Below are 17,178 nucleotides of genomic sequence, written 5' to 3' on the forward strand. Positions count from 1 at the left end.
ACAAGAAAGGATGAAAACTAAATGTGAATTAGATATAATGCAGTAGGTAGATAATTTTAGTGTTGACAGCGTTTTCAATTGTTTATTAGAATGTATTTGTCAATTAGATAATATGCATATCGTAATGGTCTGTCAAGAACTAAATGGAGGTGGATTATGAAGCGCGTGATTGCATTTATGCTCATGGTGGCGATGGTGTTCGTGCTGGTGAAGCCCGCAGCTGCTGACTCGGGGGCGGGCGAGGACGAGTTCGACCGGTTAAGGGCGAAGTGGCGCAATTATCTTACCGGCGGGGATATGTATGGTCTTCCCGTTCAAGATCCTGCTTTGCAGGCTCGTATCGACTCGATCTCGGCAGGCGGGCAATCCGCTTGGGACAGCATGAACAAGCAGCAAGGCAGAACGTACTTATGGGAAGATGCAGTAGAAGCCAAATTCCCCAGCTCGTCTTATATTTACGAGAATTATAAGCGGCTGTACCGCATGGCGCTGGCCTACAGCACGAAAGGTTCGACATTGCACGGAGATGCTGCATTGCTCAGCGATCTGATTCAAGGCTTGGACTGGGTATCCGAGAATCAGTATAACGAGCAATTGGATTGGAAGGTCAACTACCATCATTGGGAAATTAACATACCGACCGTCCTGAGCAATATTACGACGCTGCTGTACGAGCAGCTGGGATCGGAAAGGGTGGACCATTATATGGATGCCGTCCATCGGTTCGCGAATGACCCGACGACGTACGCGCTGTCTGTCGTTCCTTCATATGGAGCGAATCGGCTGTCGGAATCGCTGCCGATCGCGCTGCGCGGCATACTGGTGAAGGACGGCAGCAGGCTGGCGCTTGTCCGGGACCGGCTGAGCGATTATGAAGCGCTAATCTACCCCTATGTTCAGGAAGGGAACGGCTGGTACAGGGACGGCTCCTTCATTTCCCATGACAGGCACGCGTATAACGGGACGTACGGACTGGAGCAGTACAGTATTTTAATTACATTAATGTATTTATTGGACGGCTCGTCCTGGGAGCTGACCGACCCGCGCGTGGAGAATGTATACCAATGGACGGATGACGGCTATCTTCCTCTTGTCTACAACGGGCGGTTGATGGATATGGTTAACGGGAGATCAACAGCGAGGCAAGGGGCGAGCGATCATGTACAAGGCAACAAGCTGATCGATTCCTTGCTGATCCTGAGCGAGTTCGCAGAACCCGAACGGGCTTCCGTGTACAAACAGGCGATCAAAGCGTGGATGCTGGGCAAGGAGGTGCCCGATTATCGCGATAACGCCTCGATCCCGATGCTGCTTCGCGTGAACGAGATTGTACAGGACGCGTCCATTCCGGCGGCGGTCCGGCCGGTCTACATGCAGTATGCCGGCATGGACCGGGCTGTTCAGCAGCGCCCGGGCTACGCATTCGGCCTAAGCATGTTCTCGAACCGGATTTACGATTTTGAAACGGTGAACGGAGAGAACAAGAAGGGCTGGTATACGTCGTCGGGGATGACCTACCTCTACGACGATGACGATCTGCAATTTAACAACAATTATTGGGCGACGGTGAATATGAAGCGGCTTCCGGGGATTACCGTAGACGCCGAATATGATCGTCCGGAGATGGACAGCAACAAGCTCAGCTCGAAAAGCTGGGTCGGCGGCGTGGAAATAGCGGGCGAATACGGCGCTTCGGGCATGGAGCTGGAAGGATACCGGACGACGCTGAGCGCCAAAAAGTCATGGTTTGCCTTCGATAACGAGATTGTGGCGCTCGGGTCGGATATTGACAGCGCAGATGATCGGACGATCGAGACCGTTATCGAGAATCGGAAACTGAAGGGGAGTGGTGGAGAGGCGCTGACAGTCAACGGACAACTTCAGCCATCGACGCTAGGCTGGAGCGCGGCGTTGGACGATGTCCGGCATATTCATCTTGAAGGTCCGGCGGGAGGCTCGGGCACCGGGTACGTATTCCCGAACGAAGGAACGAAGGTTCACGCGCTACGGGAGGAGAGGAGCGGTACTTGGGGAGATGTGTCCAACCAGGCGACGGACCGGGCCGTCTATAAGAACCGATTTTTGAATCTATGGTTCGATCACGGCAAAAATCCGACTGGCGGCTCTTACGCTTATACGCTGCTTCCGAACCGCACGGCCGGCGAAGTGGCGGATTATTCGACACAGCCGGATGTGACGATTCTGGAGCAGAACGATTACGTCCATGCGGTGAAGGAGAATCGATTGCAGCTGACGTCGGCATTGTTCTGGGAAGACGTGAAGCGCACGGTCGATCAGTTGATTACCGTTGATAAGAAGTCGGCGGTAGCCGTGCGGGAAACGGGGGACGAATTGGAGGTAGCCGTATCCGACCCAACGCAGGAGAACAGGGGCGTCATCGAGGTGGAAATTCATCGCTCCGCTGCCGATGTAGTGGCTTCCGACCCTTCCATTAAAGTGCTGAGCCTGTCGCCGACGATCAAGCTGGCCGTTCAGACGGGTGGCAGCTTGGGACGGACACAATCGATAACGTTCTCGAAGACAGGCGTAGAAACGCCGCCTAGGCTTGCGTTATCACCGGTTGCGGACGCATCCGTCCATAATGGGGACGATGCGGCGGAGCCGTTCGGATCGGCCTCAACTATGTCGGCCAAGGACGACGGTAACGAAAGGAAAAATCGGAAAGCGTACATGAAGTTCGACCTGGCTTCGGTGGAGACGGTGAACAGGGCCGTGTTACGCGCAAAGACCTATAACCCAGAAGGCACGTCCGCGGTGCTGAACGTGCTTGGCGCAGGAGATGGCTGGAATGAACAGGATATGACATGGCTGAACGCGCCCGCTGAAGAGACCGGACCGCTGGATTCGGTGATGGTGAACGGCATGGAGCGGTATTACGAATGGGATGTGACGGATTACGTGCGCAGCCAATTGGCGGGCGACCGAACGGCGACCCTTGTCGTAACGGGCGCGGATTATGAGGGGGTAAATTTGGCGCTTCACAGTAAGGAGCATTCCTATGGCGCTCCACAGCTTGTCATTGAGGGAGGCTTTGCGTCCGGAGGGCCCGTTCCGCCCGAGGAGCCAGGTTACGGCGAAGCGATGACGGCGGTGCTTGACCAGCCGTTCGACCTGGCGGCCCCCGGGGAGCAGCCTCCGGGGTGGACGTTCGAGCCGACGAGCGGCTCGGCAATCGTCCTGGAGCAGCCGGGTGCGATGAACGATCGGGAGCTTCGGCTGTCCGGAGGCTCAGCCGGATTAACGGCCAGCATTCCGTTTGAAGCGCAGGACGGCTTGCTTTATGCGCAGTTCCGGATTCGATCGGAAGAAGCATCTGTGCCGATGCATATCGACTTGCTGCCTGCTGCCGGGGATTCGCAGGCGATACGCATATCGATGAACGGCAAGGGACGGATGACGGCCAGCGACGGTTCCTCCTTCGCCAATCTGCAGTCTTACGCTGCGAATACCTGGTATAAGGTGAAGCTGGTCATCGATACGCAAGCCGGCAGCTACGACGTGTACATTGACGAGGCGAGGAAAGCCGCAAGACTGGAAATGCCGAAGCAGGCAGCGGTTCACGCGATCCGGTTTGAAGCCGGGGCGGGAGGGCAATTTGTCATCGATGAGGTAGCAGCGGGACTTGCGAATCGGATGGAGCCGGCTCCGTCGCCGCAGGACAAACAAAACAGTGATGTTTCGGACACAGTGCTGCCGCCTTACACGGTGAGTGATCATTTTAACGTCCCGAATGCGGAATCGCTGGTTGGCTGGTCGCTTAGCGAGGCCGGCGGTACAATTGAGCTGTCCGATATGCCGAGCGAGGCCAATAGAAGCTTGACCATTCGCAATACGGGTGCCGGCTCGACTTCGGCCACCAGGCTGTTCGATGCTCCTGACGGCTACACGGCCGTCGAGTTCTGGCTGAAGCCCGAGCAGAGCAATCAGACGTTTGGCGCACCGTATATCCGCGATGCGGGCAATCGGGATATCGCGATTATTCTGTTCAATAACAGCGGCAATATTACGGCGTTTAACGGAGCGACATCGACGGTGGTAACCCCCTATCAGGCAGGAAAATGGTACCATATGCGGGTTGAGCTTGACCCCAATGCCAAAACCTACGATTTATACATTAACGGCCACTTGGCCGCAGACAACTTCGGATACCGCAATACGAGCAGCGGCCGCGTCAGCCGGCTTCTCTTCTTCAGCAACGCTTTGGCTGGAGCCATGCATATTGATAATGTTCGCGTCATCTCGGAGGACGACGAGTTTGAAGCTCCGCCGCCGGGATCAAGCCCTTCCATCGCGCTCGATGCGCCCGAAGAAGCGGGACCGGGCGAGGCCGTGCAGGTGAAGCTCGATCTCCTCACAATGGGATACCAGATCCAGCCGGAACGGTTGGTGCTGGGTTATGACGAGAATGCATTGGACTTCGAAGGGCTGGCGGCAGGCGATCCGGCCGTGGCCTACGATGTGTTCAACAGTGGAACGGGCGAGCTTGTCATCACCTGGACGAATGGAGCGCATGCAGAGGCCAGCGAGAGTCTCCCGGCATTGAACCTCCGGGTAAAGGAAGCACCCGGCTCTACGGAAACGACGATCCGGCTGTTCTCTTCCGAGCTGTATCTGCTGCCGGACGGCGTATCGGTCCGGACGCAGCCAGATGAAGCAAAGCTGACCCTTGCAGCGGAAACGGCGTTCGATTATACGGTGAACGACAGCTTCAACATCGACGGCAGCGAAGTGCCTTCCGGCTGGCAGCTGAATGAGACCGGAGGGGAGATTACGCTGGCGGATATTCCGGACGAAGACAACCGCAGCTTGAGCATTCGTAATACAAAGGAAGGCCAGACGGCGGCGATCCGGGTGTTCGATCCATTGGAGGGCGAGGTTACGGTGGAGTATTGGGTAAGGCCAGAGCAGCGCATTCAGACATTCGGTGCGCCGTATATCAAGGATGCTGCGGGTCGCGACACGGCCGTCATCCTGTTCGTCAATAACGGCACGATTCAGGCCTATAACGGCGCCTCGGCTCAGACGCTGATGCCATATGAAGCGGGACAGTGGTACCATATGAGAATGGTGGCGGATACGGAGTCGAAAACCTACGATTTATATATAAACGGTACGCTCGCGGCAGACGGATTCGCCTTCCGCAATCAAGGCAGCGCGGGCATCGACAAGCTGCAATTTTTCAGCAACGCCTTAATGGGAACGCTGCTTCTCGATAATGTAAGGGTCATTACGGAGGAGGACCGCGCTTCAGAGCCGGGACCCGAGGAAATGCCCGGCTTAACGCTTGGCGCTCCGGAAGAAGTTAGGAGCGGTGAGCTGTTCCAAGCGACGCTTGGACTAAAAGCCGGCAGCTCCGGCTCCGTCGTGCGACCGGAACGGGCTGTTCTTGTTTACGACGAAACGCTGTTTCAGTATGAAGGCTCAGCGGAGGATGTGTCGGGACAGATTTATACCGTACAAGAAGGCTTACCTGGCCGGCTAATCCTCACATGGAACAGCAGCGGCGCCGCAGGCGGGAACTCGCGGGCGGCTGTCTTGAATTTTCGCGTGAAGGAAGATGCGGAAGCCGTGACGGGTTCGCTGCGCGTGTATACAGCTGAGCTATTTTTACAGCCGGGCGGGATATCTGTTCGCGCGCCTGAGGTTGAAGTTGTTGTGCGGACAGTTGCCGACTTGAAGGCTCCGGTTACCGTGATGACCATGCTGCCTGAAACCCCTGACGGTGCGAACGGCTGGTATGCGTCGTCTGTACGCATCGAGTTTAGCGCGACCGACGACCTGTCAGGCGTGAGCCGGATCGAATACAGCCTGAACGGTGGCGCAGAATGGTTGACCGCGGGGACGGACAGCGCCGAATTGGCATTCGAATCTGACGGGGAGTACCGTCTGATCTATCGCGCGGTGGACCTGGCCGGACATATGGAAGCGGAACGCGAGGCAGCATTCCGGATTGATCGAACCCCGCCGACCGCTCAGGTTAATGTTGTGACCGGAGCGGTTTACTCGAACGATGAAGTGCTCGATCTGCAGGTGGTAACGCATGATGAAGGATCGGGACCGGACAGCTCGCGCACCGCCCTGCTGCTTGACGGCCAGCCAATTGCTCCGGATGAGAACGTTCTGTTGTATCTGCTCGAGCCCGGTCCTCATACGCTCTCGGTCAGCTCAAGCGACATGGCGGGTAATTCTCATCAAGTCGAAGTGGTCTTCCATACGGAGACGAGCGCCGAGGCGCTCAGCCGCTTGGTCGACTTGTTTGAAGAATCGGGCGCGATTGATAACAGCGGGATTGCGAACAGCCTTCGCTTGAAGTTAAGCAGCGGGGAGCTGCAAGCATTCCTGCATCATGTTGAGGCGCAAAGAGGGAAGCATATTGCGGCCCAGGAAGCGGATATTTTAATCCGGGACGCCTTGGCGTTGCTGAACTCCTGAGTTTTTTAAGAACGCTAGCTTATAAACGATAAAAAATGGAGGAAACCAGACTGATGATGATGAAAAGCGTCGTAACCTATGAACAACAGGTGAAAATTATCGAGATTGATAAGCCGCTCATTAAGCCGAATCACGTTCTTATGAAAACCGGTTATTCCATGGTGAGCCCCGGAACGGAATTATCGATCATTAATCGAAGCGGAGGGACGCAAAGCAAGCTTGGATACAGCGCAGCCGGTATTGCGGTGGAGGTCGCAGGCGAGGTGACGGATATTCGCGTCGGCCAGCAGGTGGCTTGCTACGGCGCGCCGTACGTGAACCATTCGGAATATTTGCTGGTGCCCAAGCATTTGATCGCCCCCGTTCCCGACCATGTCAGCCTGAAGGAAGCTTCGGCCGCCGGTCTTGGCGCCATTGCCATACACGGTTTGCGTCAGTCGGGTCTCGTATTTGGCGAATGCGCGGTTGTCATCGGACTTGGCGTCATCGGCCAACTGATCGCCCGAATCGCTCATGCCGCCGCCATAAAAGTCATTGCCGTCGATTTATACGAGGAGCGGCGAAAGACCCTTCAGGAGGTCGCAGGCATTACGGTATGCGCAAGCTTCCAGGAGGTAGAGGAGGCCATTGGCAGTGTGACGGGCAATATCGGCGCGGACGCCGTCCTTCATTGTGCCTCCGGCTCTCAGAAAGAGCTGCTGGATCGCAGCTTCGATTGGATTCGCGATCGCGGGAAAATCGTCATCGTCGGGGATATGGTGATGGAATTCAGCCGCGGTCAAATGTTCAAGAAGGAAGCGGAGGTCGTGATTTCCCGGGCCGGCGGGCCGGGGCGGTACGACGCGGAATACGAAAGGGAGGGACGCGATTATCCGATCGGATTCGTCAGATGGACTGAAGGCCGCAATATGAAGGAATACATCCGCCTCTTGTCGGAAGGACGAATATCGGTGGGATCGCTAATTACGACACAAGTGTCTTTGCCTCATGCGGCGGATATCTATCAGGATTATACATCCAGACCGGACCGGATCCTTGGAGCGGTTATCTCGTACTGAGCTATCATGCAGCGTAAAGCGAAGGCGCCCGTTTGCGGGCGCCTTTTGCGATTTGCGCTCCACATCGTGCAGGGCCGTTTGGGCTTTGCAATCGGCGCGCTTGCAAGCGGGCCTCAGTTTGTGTATGATGCTGATGAAAATAGGGATCGGAGGTCGGGCGGATGTCTGACAAGCAGAGCAGAAAAACGTTCAGGAAGCGGTTGGAAGAGATGATAGGGATGCTGAGGGAACAGATAATGGCCGGCCATTACGCGGTGGGAGATTATCTTCCTTCGGAACTGGATTTAAGCCTGAAGTTCCAGCTCAGTAACAATTCCGTTCGCAAAGGCTTGAACATATTGGTAGAAGAGGGATTGGTAGAGAAGATTCCGAGAGTCGGCAACCGGATCAAGGCGCCTTCCAGTGAAGACCAAATCGTCATACGACTGGGCTATTATCCAATTATTGATTCTCAAGGGGAGCTTCCTTATTTATTGAATGAATTTCAGAAGCGGCATCCGCATATTCGGGTGGAGCCGATTCAAATCAGCGATGCCCGGGGGTATGTGCGGGATTTGCTGGCCCATGACATGCTCGACATGATTATGATGAACACGTATTTGTATCAGGACCTTATAGAGGAACAGGCGGTAGAGTTGCTGGAGCCGCAAGAACCGTTTGAAGAGATGTACCCTTTTCTGAGAAAAGCTTTTCAATATAAAGACGGGCTTTATGCTCAGCCGTTCATCTTTTCTCCGGTTATTCTTTGTTATAACCGGGAGCACTTTGCCGAGCTTCAGCTTCCGGAGCCGGACAGCAGCTGGACATGGGATGACCTGATCGCGACCGCTTCCAAGCTAACGATTCAAAACGAGCGGTTCGGCTTTTATTATCATCTGCTCAGTCCGAATCGGTGGATCTTGTTTCTGCTTCAGAGCGGAGAAGTGTTCCGGAGAGACGAAGACGGGCGATACCGCGTTCATGAAACTAGGCTGCTGGACGGCATTGAGAAGGTGCGGGACATTGTGTATCAGCCCGGCGTATATCCGCTCCTTCTGTCCGCAAGCAACAATGAGGCGGAACGGCTGTTTAAGGAGCAGCAGGTATCCATTATCATTACGACGTACTTTTCCATTAACAGTTTGAAGGAAGCGGATTTCGAATTCGACGTGGCTCCGCTTCCTCATTTGAACAGCTTTAATACGTTAAATCTTACGATCGGTCTTGCGATTCACAAACGGTCAAAAGTGAAGGCCGCGGCCAAACAGCTGGTCGATTTCCTCGTATCGGACGAAGCCCAGCGCATTGTCCGGAAGGAAACGTTCAGCATCCCTGCCCATAAGCAAGCTGCGCAATGGACCGGGGTGCCGGTATATCCGAGCCGCTATCAGATGTATAAGGAGATTATTCCAAGCTTCAGCACGTTTACCGACACGGGACTTACGCTGAAGCAGTTGGAGGACATGCTGTCGGAATGCAAGCTCTATTGGTCGGGTCTTCGGAGCAAAGAGAAGCTTGTCGCCAGTATCGAAGCGTTATTGAATCAGGATCGGGCCGGGCGAAATTCATAAAGCCCGGTTCCTTTCACGGTATAGATCGTGCCTTCATTCCCCGAATCTCGCGCAAACAGCGTCCCGCCTTCCGCCAGCACCTGAAGTTCCCCGGTGCGAACATCGAATTGAAACAGCTTTTCCAGACAGTTGCCGTAGAGCATGTTGGTTTTCTCTTCATATTGAAGATAGACGCCTCTCCAGAACAAATCGAGGCCGTCCCAGTTCAGAGGCGGGAACAGATCGATGACACGCTCGATTCTGCGCTCGCCCAGGTTAAAGGCAAACAAGCTGCCCGTGGTCATTCCCCATATGATTCCGTTCTCACCGGCGACAAGAGCGGAAACCGCCTTTTCCCCCGGGACCGGCACGCCTACCCATACCGTTTCTTTGGCGGATATATCCCAAACGAACAACATTCCGTCCGTTCCGCTGGGCGGGCATCCCAAGCCGCCGAAAGCGGAGGAGCCGCCGATGACCAAGCCGTCCGCATAGCAGAGCGCGATTATGCTATGCTCCGGCACCGGTTCGGCAAAGCATTCATATCGGTCCGAGTCAGGATCGTAGAATGCGATGGCGCCGCCCAATTTACCGTAAACGGGTATCGTTCCGACGACTAGCCGGTCGCCGGCAGCGGCGAATGCAAACGGCCGGTCTTGGCCGTGCCGCTTGAGGGAAAAGAGCAGCCGCGGATTGACGCCATGCTCCCATGGCTGGTTGGGATCGTATTGATAAATCCTGGCCCCTGGATACACGCCAAGATAAAGCTTGTCCCTGAACCAGAACAGGTTTTCGGATTGGCCGAATCGCTCGCAAGGGCCGAACGCACCGGTTACCGGATCGTACGAAGTGAATCCGCCCGCGAAATAACCGCCGATATACAGCTTCCCGTCGCCGCCTAGTGCGATGGACTGGATGCCGACCGGGGAGCCGGCGAGCTCGACTTCGCAATGTTTGGTGCTGTGCGTGACCGGATTATAGACGAAATACCCTCCGGAATACATGCTGATCAAGCTTTGTCCGGGGAAGCCGGGTTCCGACCACGCGATCCATCCGAGATCGCAAGCGCCCTCGTCATGCTCAAGAGGGCATGGGGTAAGCTCAAACGTATCCAGATGCAGGGAGTGCAGCTTCTGGTTGCGGAACAAATAGACGCGCCGGTCTTCGCCAGGCGGTGAAACGTCAAGCCCCATCGCCTGATCGATGCGATATACCCATCGCCGCTGCGTCAGATCGTACACGAGCAGATCCGCCGATTCCGTATACCGCGCAAACAGTTTATCTTCATGCACATCGAGGTCGTACACGAACGTGCTTGCTTCCATTCCTTCCGGCATCGGCAGCGTGCTTGTCTCTCCGGTTGCCGTGTCGAGCTCTATAATCGCGGCTTCCATGGCACCGGTCCCAATATATAATTTTCCGTTCGGACCGATATCCATGCTTCGGGCGTATTGATTGCCCGGTACCAAGGAGCCGTAATCGCGAAACGCGTGGTCGGCCGGACGGTATTGGAACACTTTTCCGCCGGGGTAGGTGCCGCCATATACATTTCCTTCCTCGTCGGCCGCCATCCTCCAAAAATAGATTTCTCCATCGATCGCTTGCCCCAAATGTTCAAGGGTATTATGCCGAGGATCGTATCGGTACAGAAAACCGTCGCCGCCGACATATATCGACCCATCACTCGTCACGCATATGCCCCAGGAGTGATTGGAGCCCGTAAGCGGCAAGCTGGTCAGACATTGTCCGGTCCGCGCGTCGATCGCAACGAATTTGCACGGCTTGCCTTGCGCCACTGTATAGATGAGATACCCGCCGTCCTCCATCGGCCGGTAAGCCGCGCTGCATATTTTGAACGCCGACAAGGGCTCTCCCAGTTTCAACAATCCCATATTTGTCACTCTCCCCGGTTCTTTATACCGTTTAGTTTAGGGGAGGAAGCGGTGAATGTAAACCCTTTCAGGGAAGCGTAAACCAGATTCTAACCATCCTAATTGATATCGATAACCATACATAATGTAGGAGGAGAGAAACACAATGAAACATGCTTTAGATGTCCTAGTCATTGGTGGCGGGCAATCGGGCTTAGCATTCAGGCTACCACCTGAAACAAAGAGGTTTATCTTAATTATTGGAAGCGAGTGGGGAAGCTGCAGGGTCGTGGGCGGATTACTACGATAGTTTAAAGCTGTTTTCGCCAGCTAAATATTCATCCCTACCAGGACTATCCATACCGTCTCCAGGTGATCGATACCCCAATCGAGATGAGGTTGTTCAGTACCTAAAAAACTACGCGTCTCACTTTTAATTACCAATTGCTTTTCATCAACGTGTTGAGCAAGTTTCTAAAGAATCATGTGTTTTTCAAGTTCGTACGACTACGGGAGAAACATATACTGCACGCAAAGTGATCTGAGCTACAAGTTCTTTTAACATTTATCCCTTCGTGGATGGAGTTACACTCGATACTTTTTCCCCGAAGGATTTAATAAGGGCTACCGACTTGAGAATGATGCAGGTACAATGCATATGTGCTATGGAAACATACGTTACTTCAAACACCTTAGTTTTATAGCAATTCTAAGCATGGTGACCTTAACGGATATGATGGAAAATCATATGTCAAAAAGTTATTCGAAAAGAAGATTGATTCATAAAAAAATACTGAGTTCTCAAATGAATCTTTGTGATGTTGATAGTAGGCCAGTATTTCATCAAATTCTGAATCGTTACACGACAGAATTAATTTTGAATTATTTCCACCAATGGCTAGCCATTGCTGAAAAAGGGGCATGACTTGCTGTTGCACCAAAATGGAAACATGTCGGAGGACAAGAACATAGTCCGATTACCGATTAGATAAATATATAACTATTTTTCACTGCTCTAATTCGTTAAGCTAACGGGCAGGATTGTTGAAGAGGAGTATTGAAATTATTTATATTATTTATCTATCAAGTAATAGAAGGGAAATTAAAAAATGATTAATCAAATTAATAAGTCAATTTATATCATTTCAGGACCGTGTGGGGTTGGTAAATCTACTATTACAAAGGGACTGGCAGATGAGATTGAACAGGTCGTTCGAATAGAAGGTGATTTAATTCATTCAATGTTTATTGGTAAAGAGCAACCATCGTGGGAAGATCAGTTATCCTTAATATGGGAAAATATTCTTTCGCTAACCAAGAATTTTATTAGAAATAATCTTAATATTATTATCGATTATGTTGTTGAAAATGAGTTAGAGTGGTTTTGTGAACAACTTTCTGAATTTGATTTACATATTCATTATGTTGTGTTGCGAGCAGATGAAGAAATGCTTGTTAAGCGATTAGTTAAAAGAGGAGATGAAAATTTAATAAAACGTTCTTTATTTTTATTGGACGAACTTGAGAATAAAGTATCGAATAAAAAATACCTATATAACACAACGAATAAACAACCAATAGAGATTATAAATGATTTGAGGAACCGTTTTGAACAATTCAGACTTTGACTTCTACAAGTAACGGATGCTTTAGTGGAATAAAACATTATTACTAATTAGAAATTGTACTGTCGGAGGACAAGAACATAATCCCATTGAAAGTCGCTATTTTAGCGACTTTTGTATTTTATCGGCACAAGGTCGTGTCCCGAGCCAAGGACAAGAAATTGTACCGATTACCGATTAGGTATATAACTAATCGGTTGTCACCCACTAATTCATTAAGCTAACGGGCAGGATAGTTGAAGATCAATCACGCTGAATCGTACCCTAAATAAGGGGGCTTCCCCAAGCCGGGAAAGAAAAGTGTCAGAAGTTTCGATGTTGGCAGCTCATTCTCTTCTGACAGTACCTTCGCTTGGGAGTATGCACCCAAGTAATGATTCACTAATGCACCTAATTTTGGTTCAAGGGACAGAAGAGTAAAGAAACCTAAGACACATAAACGGGCAGTGTAGTGCAGTTCAACGTACGGAACATGAAAACCGCATCGCTGCCTTATTTTTTTCTTGAATGATCGTTAAAAAACGAGTAAAATAATTGGTGCAAGGAGGTGCCAGATGAAGAATATTGTGATTTCTGGTGGAACCGACGGGATAGGCAAGGCGCTCGCTCTTCACGATCTAAACCGAGGAGATAACGTCATCGTCATTGGCCGAAACACGAAAAAGGGGACGGTGTTTCTCGACGCTGCAATCGAAATCGATGCCAACACACGAACTTCTTTCATCCCGGCAGACCTGAGTTTGATTAATGAGAACAAGAAGGTTATCGAGGAGATCAAGACCAAGTTCTCCAAAGTAGACGTGATCGTACTATGCGCGCGTCACTATCGTACGATTCGGTTCGAAACAGCGGAAGGGTTTGAGGAGAATTTTGCTCTGTTTTACCTGAGTCGGTTTCTGCTTAGTCATGGTATGGTCGAGTCTTTGGAGAAAGCCGATAACCCGGTTATCATGAATGTGGCTGGTCCCGGTGCCGATATGTCCGTAATGCATTGGGATGATCTTGAACTTAAACAGGGCTACAACGGAGGCATAGCGTTGGCTCAAGGCGGGAAGTTGAACGATTTGCTCGGTGTAGACTTCGCTTACAGGCACAATGCGGGCAGAACTAGATACGTACTGTTCAAGCCGGGCATGACATCAACCGGCTTCTCGGGTGAGTACGACGCGCAGACCGCCACTCACATCACTGCGATGAAGAAATTCGGGAAGCCTGTGGAGAAGAGCATCGCTCCAATTATCGACCTTATGGACTCTCCGCCCGCGGAACCGCTAAGCGCTTTCGTGGAAGGCAAGCGGATCAGCGTTGAGCACAAATACTTCGACAAAGACAGCGCGACGCGGCTCTATGAAATCACCCAGGAACTGCTTTCTCATTGAAGGGAAAATGCTTGATAAAGGAGTGAGTACGGGTGGCCAGGCCTAAAGAATTCGATACGACAGAAGTCCTTTCCAAAGCTATGGATGTTTTCTGGCAGCACGGTTATGAAGGCACCTCTATTCAAGATTTGGTTGACTACGTCGGAATCAAGGCGCAAAGTCTTTATAACACTTATGGCGGTAAACGTGAATTGTTCTTTGCAGCTCTCAAACACTACGCCAATCAAAAAACAATAATTAATATTCTAGAAAAGGCGCCCTCGGGGAAAGAAGCTATTATTAAAGTTTTCCGGGATATGATCACAACGTCTACAGATACGGATCGAAAAAAGGGATGTTTCATGATTAATACTTGTGTTGAACTGGCACCGCATGATCCCGAAATTGCGAAATTCATTGATCAGGAATCAATACGCATTGAACGTGCTTATTACCACGCTTTAACACGGGCAATGGAACAGGGAGAGATCAATAAGAGCCAGCAAGATCTCATCGCACTTGCTCGATTTCTGAACAATGCGCATGGGGGATTGGTTATTACAGCCAAAACAGTTTCTGATATGACTGTGCTGGAGGACATCGTTCGGGTGACCCTTTCGATTCTCGATTGAAAGACTATACCCGGTTTTTTTTTTACATATATTTTAGTGATCATTAAAAAATGACCGAAAGAGAGGTTGGGGAAAACATGAGTCGATTCGGAATATACCTTTTGACGATTGGAGCATTTTTGGCCGTTACCGCTGAACTAATGCTAATCGGAGTGACCGATTTAGTGTCCCGTGACCTTGAAATTCCCATATCTTTCACAGGGTACCTAGTAACTGCTTACGAGCTTGTTCCTGCGGAACAAGCATACCTAGCTGCCGCTTCTCCATAATAAGCTGGGAGGAACGATATCTTTACCGGCGGAGTCCCCGTGGATTTCCCGATACTGCTTCGGAGTAAGATTCGTGAACTTCTTGAATGCGGAGAAAAAATGCCCTTTGGATATGAAGCCGCATTGATCTGCGATCTCCAGCACCGAGAGCTGGCTGGAGATCAGTTTCTCCTTCACTCTCTCGATTCGTTCCTGAAGGATGTACTCGGACAATGACACGTTCATGATCTCTTTAAAAAGCTGCCGGATATAGCTCACGGAGAATGAAAAATTGTCGGCTACCTGCTCGATCGACAATTGCGCATCCTGCAAGTGGTTGTCCACGTACTCTTTGATCTCCAGGACAATTTCTTCCTTGCGGCTTGAAGATTTCGGAACTTCGGTCTCGGACGCAAGCATTGTGACGATGCTCTCCAGCCATGCTTGAAACTCGGACAGCGTGCTGTACCGCTCGAGTAATTGATGGATGCTGCTGATCTCGTGCAGGACGCTGGACTTGTTGAAGTTTTTGAGCAAATCGTAGGTAAAGTAGGTCAGGTTAAGCTTGCAGTCGCGATAAGGAAGCTCATGGACGTGCTTCATCTGCTGACGCAGCATAACGAGCGCGGTCTCCGGACGGCCGCGGCGGATCGACTTGATGATCTCGGCTGTCTCAAGTGCCTCAGACGCAGAAGGATACCCTGCCATAAATTCTTCATAATCGCTCTCCAGAAAAATTTGCTTCTCTCCGTTAAGAAATCGCAGCTTCGTCAATTCGTAGATATGATCATAAATGTTTCGGATATTGGCGCTGAAATCATAGGCATTGCTGACTGCGGCGGTTGTATCCACGTTCAGGATACGTGCCACCTGATTCTGAGTCTCCTCCAGAAGACGTTGTAGTTGAAGCCCGCCGGATGCATGGCCCCCAACAACCAGAATGATATGGTCTCCGCCCATATCCAAGCCTTCGGCCGCATAAGAACCTGCGCCAATCACTTCTTCGCTAATATTGCGTATGGCGTACTTGATCAATTTCCGGGAAGGGAGGTCGTAACGCTCGCAAAAGACCGTATACGCTTCGATCCGAAGGACGGCCAAAAACAGAACTTCGCAGGAGGCCAGTTTGGTCCGGGTCTGAATATATTCGTAGCTCTTGGTACCCGGCGTCCCGTGCAGCATCCACTGGGCGAGAAACTCCGTTCGAACGAGCTCGGATTGGTTTCTCATGGATGCATGAAGCTGTTCCACATTGTTCAGCAGCATATCGATGCCGTCGTTGATCCATTGAATATCCGGCTTGGCATCAGAGGTGGTGTTTGCGAATGCAACCTTTCCCTTCAGCTTTTCCGACAGGAAGGTGATGGAACGCAAGGAACGGCGAGAACTCCAGAAGAACAACGCGGAGAGGATTGCCAATAACAGCAATGTATACGTTATCAATTTTTTCTGGAATAAGGATATATGGCGTGTCAAAATATGATACTCGGTCGAATAGTATACCGACCAATTTTCAGTAGTCAGCTTGGCTGTATTGACGAACCATCTCTGATGGGGGAGTCGAACTTGAAAATCGCTGTCCTGCTGCTCCCGGCTCGCTTGATAAAGCTGTCCGCTCAGCGCGGGATTAGGCACGCCCAAAAGAAGTTGCCCATGGTCATCGAGAATCCGAATGTCTTGCTCCGAGGAGATCGTTTGGCCGAAAAGAAGCTTCGACATCAGCGGTTTATCGATCAGGAGTACGAGATAGAAGTCGGACGGCTTCTCGGGGGTTGCAGGCAAAATAAGGGCCAGGGAGTCCGAGCCATCCAGCGAATGATTAAAGAAGCGCAAATATTGGCGGTGGAATGATTCCACACGCTCCAGCATGCTCTGGTCGGCAAAGGATTCTGTCCGAACGATTCCGGATTTGGAATCGACGACAAGACTGTATTTCAAATTAATCAGATAGGATCGCTGGATGAGCGGTTCGGTGGACATGAAGTTGGATTGGGCGACGAGCGCAGCATGGTCGATGAGTGGATCTTTGCTTGTATTGAAGAACCAGTTCTGTATATTCTGATCGGCGTACATGCTGAGACCGTAAGCTTTCAAATGGCCGAGAATCATTTCGGCCTTCGAAGCCAGGTTATTGACTTCGTTCTGCGAATTGCTGCGTACCTCCAGCATGGTGTATTTTGCGAATTCCGCAGACAGTAAATAGACGAAAGGAATTATGGAACAGATCAGAACGGTGGTTAGTAATAGAAAGGTTCGAAAATATGTCTTCTGTAAAATAGGTTTGATCTTCATATAATGCCAGCACCCCTTGCTGATGGATTGACGGTTTAAGGGTATAACGTAACGGTTCGATATAAGAAACGAACCGGGACCTCCTTACTCAATCATATCCTGACCCTTGTGT

Annotated in this window: 8 protein-coding genes; 6 read left to right on the plus strand and 2 right to left on the minus strand. The window is 51.3% G+C overall.

Annotation, left to right across the window (positions count from 1 at the left end):
* Positions 1-156: 156 nt before the first annotated feature.
* The 3 genes from ACQKPA_RS15945 to ACQKPA_RS15955 all read left to right on the plus strand — a co-directional run bounded on the left by ACQKPA_RS15945 (position 157) and on the right by ACQKPA_RS15955 (position 9,061).
* Complete coding sequence (locus ACQKPA_RS15945; RefSeq protein ID WP_427493589.1) at positions 157-6,453, plus strand: polysaccharide lyase family 8 super-sandwich domain-containing protein; 6,297 nt, start codon at positions 157-159, stop codon at positions 6,451-6,453.
* Between the two features lie 53 nt (positions 6,454-6,506).
* Entirely contained in the window at positions 6,507-7,511 is a 1,005-nt protein-coding gene (locus tag ACQKPA_RS15950) for a zinc-dependent alcohol dehydrogenase (protein ID WP_427493590.1), read from the plus strand.
* Positions 7,512-7,672: 161 nt separating this feature from the next.
* Entirely contained in the window at positions 7,673-9,061 is a 1,389-nt protein-coding gene (locus tag ACQKPA_RS15955; RefSeq protein WP_427493591.1) for an extracellular solute-binding protein, read from the plus strand.
* Here ACQKPA_RS15955 and ACQKPA_RS15960 read toward each other — a convergent pair.
* A complete protein-coding gene (locus ACQKPA_RS15960) occupies positions 9,034-10,932 on the minus strand; it encodes a WD40 repeat domain-containing protein (protein ID WP_427493592.1) in 1,899 nt (632 codons plus the stop codon). The two genes, ACQKPA_RS15955 and ACQKPA_RS15960, sit on opposite strands and share 28 nt — an antisense overlap.
* A gap of 1,088 nt (positions 10,933-12,020) precedes the next feature.
* On the opposite strand from ACQKPA_RS15960, the gene ACQKPA_RS15965 reads away from it, so the two are divergent.
* The 3 genes from ACQKPA_RS15965 to ACQKPA_RS15975 all read left to right on the plus strand — a co-directional run bounded on the left by ACQKPA_RS15965 (position 12,021) and on the right by ACQKPA_RS15975 (position 14,526).
* Positions 12,021-12,539 (plus strand): AAA family ATPase, encoded by a 519-nt coding sequence (locus ACQKPA_RS15965; protein ID WP_427493593.1) that lies wholly within the window; start codon positions 12,021-12,023, stop codon positions 12,537-12,539.
* A 551-nt stretch (positions 12,540-13,090) separates the two neighbouring features.
* Complete coding sequence (locus tag ACQKPA_RS15970) at positions 13,091-13,915, plus strand: SDR family NAD(P)-dependent oxidoreductase (protein WP_427493594.1); 825 nt, start codon at positions 13,091-13,093, stop codon at positions 13,913-13,915.
* Between the two features lie 32 nt (positions 13,916-13,947).
* A complete protein-coding gene (locus ACQKPA_RS15975) occupies positions 13,948-14,526 on the plus strand; it encodes a TetR/AcrR family transcriptional regulator (RefSeq protein WP_427493595.1) in 579 nt (192 codons plus the stop codon).
* 248 nt (positions 14,527-14,774) lie between these two features.
* Here the strand turns inward: ACQKPA_RS15975 and ACQKPA_RS15980 are convergent, their stop codons facing one another.
* Complete coding sequence (locus ACQKPA_RS15980; RefSeq protein WP_427493596.1) at positions 14,775-17,066, minus strand: AraC family transcriptional regulator; 2,292 nt, start codon at positions 17,064-17,066, stop codon at positions 14,775-14,777.
* Positions 17,067-17,178: the final 112 nt, after the last annotated feature.

This window comes from Paenibacillus sp. NPDC093718, assembly GCF_050279985.1.
Classification (GTDB): domain Bacteria; phylum Bacillota; class Bacilli; order Paenibacillales; family Paenibacillaceae; genus Paenibacillus_AQ.